This window comes from Methanobrevibacter sp. (assembly GCF_045541095.1).
GTDB lineage: Archaea > Methanobacteriota > Methanobacteria > Methanobacteriales > Methanobacteriaceae > Methanocatella.
In genome coordinates, this window is record NZ_JAZQIJ010000018.1 from 1 (window position 1) to 5761 (window position 5761).

Below are 5761 nucleotides of genomic sequence, written 5' to 3' on the forward strand. Positions count from 1 at the left end.
CAAAAAAAATCCACTAATTTAGGGATTATTATAAATATTACTTGATTCATATATAATAATACTATCTAAAAATAATACAGATTTTGCAAATATTTTCATAAAAAGAAAGAAAAAATCAATTTTTTCTTGTAAAATGATTAAAATGTCAAAAGAATATCAAGAGTTTTTAAAAAACAATAAAGTGCTAAAGCATAGTGTAAACGGCATTTCCCGCTTTTTGATACTATGGTTTATAAAATATAACGAATCCCTTCATGGTTATGCTATTATTCAGGAGTTGGATAAATTTTTCAGCAATCTTATTTCCGAAGGCACACTGAAAAAACATAATGCCAGTAAGATATATCCTATTTTAAAGGACATGGAAGAGTCAGGACTGATTGTTGGCGAGTGGAAACAGCTTCAAAACCAAAAGGTAAAATTTTACAGCATTACCGATAAGGGTAAATTTATAGTTCAATACTTTTTTGATAACCTAATCAATCTTGAGACCAATCCTCATATGAAAATAGTTTATGAAGATTTATCACAAAATAAAGATTAAATCAATATTTTATTTGAATTATTAAATTGTTGCTTTTTAGATTGGAGTATGTTTTTTTTAATCAAGATTTAACTATTCTAAGGGATTTTAAGGAAATTCCATTAGATTGTCTATTTTTAGTACAATTAATCTTAAATATTATTATTTAGAAAAATTACATCGAGGTTATATAATGATAGGTAAAAAGATTCGTTTAGAAAGAATCATAAATAGAAATACAAAAAGAACAGTAATCGCACCAATGGATCATGGTGTATCAAGCGGTCCGATTCCAGGAATTATTGATATGGATGAAACAGTTGAAAGCATCTCTCAGGGAGGAGCAGATGCAATATTGATGCACAAAGGTATCGTACAGCAAGGACACCGTGGTTACGGTAAAGATATCGGTTTAATCGTTCACTTATCAGCAAGTACATCCCTAGCACCAGACCCAAATGACAAAGTAACAGTTACAACTGTTGAAAAAGCTATTCAGCTAGGTGCAGACGCAGTATCTATCCACGTAAACCTAGGCAGTGAAACCGAAAGCCAAATGCTTCAGGAATTAGGTCAAATTGCAGAAACCTGTGACTACTGGGGAATGCCATTGCTTGCAATGATGTACCCTAGAGGCCAAAAGGTAGAAAACGAACACGATGTTGAATTCGTTAAACACGCCGCACGTGTAGGTTCAGAACTCGGTGTTGACATCGTCAAAACCAACTATACTGGTGACCCTGATTCATTCAGAGAAGTTGTTGAAGGAGCTATTGTTCCTGTTGTAATTGCAGGCGGCCCTAAAGTCGAAACCGATGAAGAACTCTTGCAGATGGTTAAAGATTCCCTTGAAGTCGGTGGTGCAGGTGTTGCATTCGGACGTAACCTTTTCCAGGCCGCAAACCCTGGTAAAATCACAAGAGCAATATCAGAAGTTGTACACCACGACCTTGAAGTTGATGAAGCATTGGAATTCTTAAAATAGGTGATTAGATGCAAAACAAATTTGCATGGATATCAACTCCCGACGAAGTGTGGGATGATAAAAAGGAAATGATTACCACCGCACTGGAGTCTGGAATTGATCATGTCCTTGATTTGGATGACATTGAACAAATCAGAAAGCTTGGAAACGTTAAAATCATCTCAAACACTGATGATGCAGATATATTTTTGGTCGGTATCAACGGTGAAGGTGACGGTGTAATTGACCTTAAAGATGACTTTACTGACTCTGTTGATATCGCAAATGCAAAAAAGGCTAAAAGTGAAGGTAAAACCGTATGTGCATATGTTATTATTACAGATAAGGCACATGAACAGCTTGCTGTAAAATTAGGTTCAATCGTAGACTATGTCATACTTGTCGGAACCGACTGGACTATCATTCCTCTTGAAAACATCATTGCAGATTTGCAGAAAGAGGATGTTCAAATCATTGCAGCGGTACGTGACGTTGACGGAGCCAAAGTGGCTTTAGAAACACTTGAGCACGGAACCGATGGAGTAATTTTTGAAGCAAATGACTTCAACAAAACCAAAAAAATCGCTCAGGAAGTAGTTGAAGCATCACAAACAAAATTTGAACTTAAAATAGCAACAATAACTAACGTCAAGCCATTGGGCTCAGGCGACAGGGTATGCGTTGATACAACAGACATGATGAAACCTGGTGAAGGGATGCTTATTGGTTCATATTCAAAATCAATGTTTCTGGTTCATTCTGAAAGTTTGGAAAGCGAATATGTGGCATCAAGGCCGTTCAGGGTAAATGCAGGACCTGTTCAGGCATACGTAATGGTTCCTGGAAACAAGACAAGATATCTCTCAGAACTGGTTGCCGGAGATGAAGTTCTCATTGTCAATACTGAAGGTGAAACAAGAACAGCTTATGTCGGAAGAAGCAAGATAGAAAGACGCCCATTAATATTGCTTGAAGCGGAATATGAAGGCCAAACCATACGCACACTCCTGCAAAATGCAGAAACAATAAGAATAGTTGATGCTGAAAACCAGCCTTTATCAGTTGCTGATGTCAAGCCTGGCGACAAGGTCAAAGTTTATATTGAGACAAGTGCACGTCACTTCGGAATAGCAATTGATGAAACAATTATTGAACAATAGGTGTTTTGATGAGTCAGCTTAGGGCATTTCTTGCAATAGACATTGATGAGGATGTTAAGGCCAAAATATACAGGGTCATTAAGGAATTTAAAGGAATTGACGCAAACGTCAAATATGTCGAGATGGAAAACCTTCATCTCACATTGAAATTCTTTGGAGATATCGACACAGAAGGAATTGATGTTCTATCATCAAAGATTTCCGGTGTTTTAAAGGATTTTGACAAGTTCAACATTAAGATTAAAGGATGCGGAGCCTTTCCAAACACCAGCCGAATCAAGGTCATCTGGTTGGGTATTGACGAAGATGGCATTGTTCGAAAACTGCATGATGAGCTTGATAAGGAATTTGTGAAACTTGGCTTTGACAAGGACAAGAGATTTTCAACACATCTCACCATCGGACGCATGAGGTCCGGCAAAAACAAGGATAAGGTTAAATCTCAAATCGAAGAGTTTGATGAAATAGACATAGGTGAAATGCCAGTTGATAAAATAATTCTTAAAAAATCTACACTAACACCTCAAGGACCTATTTATGAAGATTTAGAAGTATTCGAATTGTGATATGATGGATTATGAGCAGATATTGAATGATATAAAACCTACTTCAGATGAACAGCACCAGATTGACGAAATGTCTTCAAAATTAGTCAGTTATTTACAGAAAACCTGTGATGATGAAGGCATTGATGCAAAAGTTACAATCGTTGGATCTGTTGCAAAACATACTGCTCTTAAGGGAAAATCAGACATTGACATATTCATTGCTTTTCCTTTGGACGTCAGCAAGGACACTTTAAAGAAAAAAGGTTTATATCTGGCTCATAAATGCAATGATGCATTTGGAGGTGAAGCTTCCCATCATTTCGCATCACATCCTTATGTCACATCAGACATCGACGGATATGAAGTCGATTTTGTACCATGCTATGCAATTGAAATGGGAGAACAAATACGCTCAGCCGTAGACAGGACAATTCTCCATACAAGGTATGTAAAGGAAAAATTATCCTCTGAAGGCTGCGATGAGGTTCTTCTTTTGAAAAAGTTCATGGACATGACCGGAACATATGGCTCAGAGTTTAAGGTCGGTGGTTTTGCGGGTTATCTGTGTGAACTGCTCATTATAAAATACGGCACTTTTGAAGAGACATTAAAACAGGCATGCAGCTGGAAATACGGCCAGGTCATTGACTTGGAGGAATATGGTACGGCAGGCAATTTCAAGGATCCGTTAATCGTAATTGACCCGACAGACAAGAACCGAAATGTAGGAGCCGCTTTGAGACTAAACAAGATGAGTGAATTTATTCAATCTGCCCGAAATTACCTATCATCAGACAATAAAAGAGATTACTTTTATCCATTAAGTAAATCACTGGATAAAACTGAGATTTTGGACGAATTAAAAAAAAGGGGCAGTGATTTTATAGCAATCAGGTTCGCCATTCCCGAGATGCCTCTTGATACATTGCATCCGCAGCTCAAGACAACAACAGGTTCTTTAATAGAAAAAATAAACGGTAATGAATTCAATGTTTTTAAGGGCGATTATTCATCAGATGAAAAGAATTCTGCTGTAATATTGCTTGAACTTGCATCCTCAAAACTAAATTCAGTTAAAATCAATCAGGGGCCTAAAGTTTATATCGACAGAGCATGCAGAAATTTTGCATCAAAGTACGGCAGTGAAAACTGCTTTGTGATTGATGATTATCTTGTTCATCTGCAGAAAAGGGAATTCAGCGATGCACTTAAATTTATCGAATATATTTTAACTCCTGAACACATTCGCTTGATTAAGATTGGTAAAAACCTTAGGAAAACTATTGTTGAGACTTATGAGTTTGTTTCTCTAGAGGAACTTGCAGATGATGATGTCTACATTCATTTTTTAGATGACTTTTTAAATCCAGGACAATATATAGTTAGGTGAGATTAGATATTTTATTTAATTTCAAATTGTCAGATTTTATAAGTTTTGCACTGTTTTTAAACTTAATCCTGTTAATTCACATATTTCAGAATCGGTGTGTATCTTTTTTAGGTTTTTTGCAATTTTTTCAATACCTTTTCGTTCTCCCTCTATTCTTCCTTCAATTCTTCCTTCTATTCTTCCTTCTATTCTTCCTTCCGCTTTTCCTTCTGCTTTTCCTTTTATTCTTCCTTCTATTCTTCCTTCCGCTTTTCCTTCTATTCTTCCTTGAATTTTTGCTTGTTTTCGTGCTTCATCTATTTCAAGTTGAATCATTTTCTTGTCTGTTTCTTCAAGTGCCTGTTTAAATATTTCTTGTGTTTCTGGTGTCATTTCAATCTCCCTTTCAAATTCGTTTAATTTATCTTTTGGTATGAATCTTTCAATTTCTAATTGAATAACTCCTTCAATAATGTTAAATTTAGATTTATCAAATGAATTTTTATTTTCTAATATATTTAAAATTCTTTTTAGAGTTTTTGGCTTGTTTTTATTCTTTGGAAGAAGTGCCATTAACATTAGGGATATCTCTTCAAAGCTAGTTAATTTAAAGTTGTCATTAACTTTATTTTCAATGTTATTTAAAATTTTTTCATAGTCTCTATTGCCTAAATGGCAAAACTTTGGGTGAAAATCTATTGATTCATTTATTTCAATATTTTTGATTTTTGATGGGTTGTTAAGTGTTACTACTGCACTTTCAGTTGTTGAGTCATGCCTTACTGTTGCAATAATGTTGTAATCGAAAAATCTTTCCATGTCATCAGGTTCTGCACCTTTAAGCTGAAATTCGATATTGTACAATTTATCATCATCAACTTTACATAGGAAATCCAGATACACTGTCCGTCCTCTTAATGTAGTAATTTCGGTTTTTAGGACTTCAACAATATTTTTATCAATGCCAATGTATGCCAAAAATTCACTTAAGTATGTTGTAATAATTATTTTTAATATTATGTCATAAATTTTGTGGTGTTTGTGAGTCATAATGTCATAACTCCTCTTTAAGTTAGTTATAATTTAATTAAATAATTATAAATAGTTTTGGTTCGATTTAACATAAATTTTAATATTTTAAAGCAATTTTACTAATTGAAATCAATTTTTAATTTTTAGTAATATTCATATACTTTT

General features: G+C 34.7%; 6 protein-coding genes. 5 read left to right on the top strand and 1 reads right to left on the bottom strand.

Translation table 11 applies throughout. The annotated features are described in order from the left end of the window. The first annotated feature begins 142 nt into the window (after nt 1-142). The 5 genes from ACKI2P_RS00855 to cca all read left to right on the top strand — a co-directional run bounded on the left by ACKI2P_RS00855 (nt 143) and on the right by cca (nt 4585). Nucleotides 143-544 (top strand): PadR family transcriptional regulator, encoded by a 402-nt coding sequence (locus ACKI2P_RS00855; protein WP_407374327.1) that lies wholly within the window; start codon nt 143-145, stop codon nt 542-544. Nucleotides 545-713: 169 nt separating this feature from the next. Then, nucleotides 714-1508 (top strand): 2-amino-3,7-dideoxy-D-threo-hept-6-ulosonate synthase, encoded by a 795-nt coding sequence (locus ACKI2P_RS00860; RefSeq protein ID WP_407374337.1) that lies wholly within the window; start codon nt 714-716, stop codon nt 1506-1508. Between the two features lie 8 nt (nt 1509-1516). Further along, on the top strand, nt 1517-2647 hold the full coding sequence (locus tag ACKI2P_RS00865) for a 3-dehydroquinate synthase II (protein WP_407374329.1): 1131 nt from the start codon (nt 1517-1519) through the stop codon (nt 2645-2647). A gap of 8 nt (nt 2648-2655) precedes the next feature. Next, complete coding sequence (gene thpR / locus ACKI2P_RS00870) at nt 2656-3213, top strand: RNA 2',3'-cyclic phosphodiesterase (protein ID WP_407374331.1); 558 nt, start codon at nt 2656-2658, stop codon at nt 3211-3213. 4 nt (nt 3214-3217) lie between these two features. Then, on the top strand, nt 3218-4585 hold the full coding sequence (gene cca / locus ACKI2P_RS00875) for a CCA tRNA nucleotidyltransferase (RefSeq protein WP_407374333.1): 1368 nt from the start codon (nt 3218-3220) through the stop codon (nt 4583-4585). Between the two features lie 36 nt (nt 4586-4621). Here the strand turns inward: cca and ACKI2P_RS00880 are convergent, their stop codons facing one another. Next, nucleotides 4622-5614, bottom strand: coding sequence for a hypothetical protein (locus tag ACKI2P_RS00880; protein WP_407374335.1), 993 nt, complete (start codon nt 5612-5614; stop codon nt 4622-4624). Nucleotides 5615-5761: the final 147 nt, after the last annotated feature.

Excerpts from the sequence above, each read along its gene's own strand:
- ACKI2P_RS00855 (WP_407374327.1), top strand. The coding sequence starts at position 143 with ATGTCAAAAGAATATCAAGAGTTTTTAAAAAACAATAAAGTGCTAAAG.
- ACKI2P_RS00865 (WP_407374329.1), top strand. The coding sequence starts at position 1,517 with ATGCAAAACAAATTTGCATGGATATCAACTCCCGACGAAGTGTGGGAT.
- thpR (WP_407374331.1), top strand. The coding sequence starts at position 2,656 with ATGAGTCAGCTTAGGGCATTTCTTGCAATAGACATTGATGAGGATGTT.
- cca (WP_407374333.1), top strand. The coding sequence starts at position 3,218 with ATGGATTATGAGCAGATATTGAATGATATAAAACCTACTTCAGATGAA.
- ACKI2P_RS00880 (WP_407374335.1), bottom strand. The coding sequence starts at position 5,614 with ATGACTCACAAACACCACAAAATTTATGACATAATATTAAAAATAATT.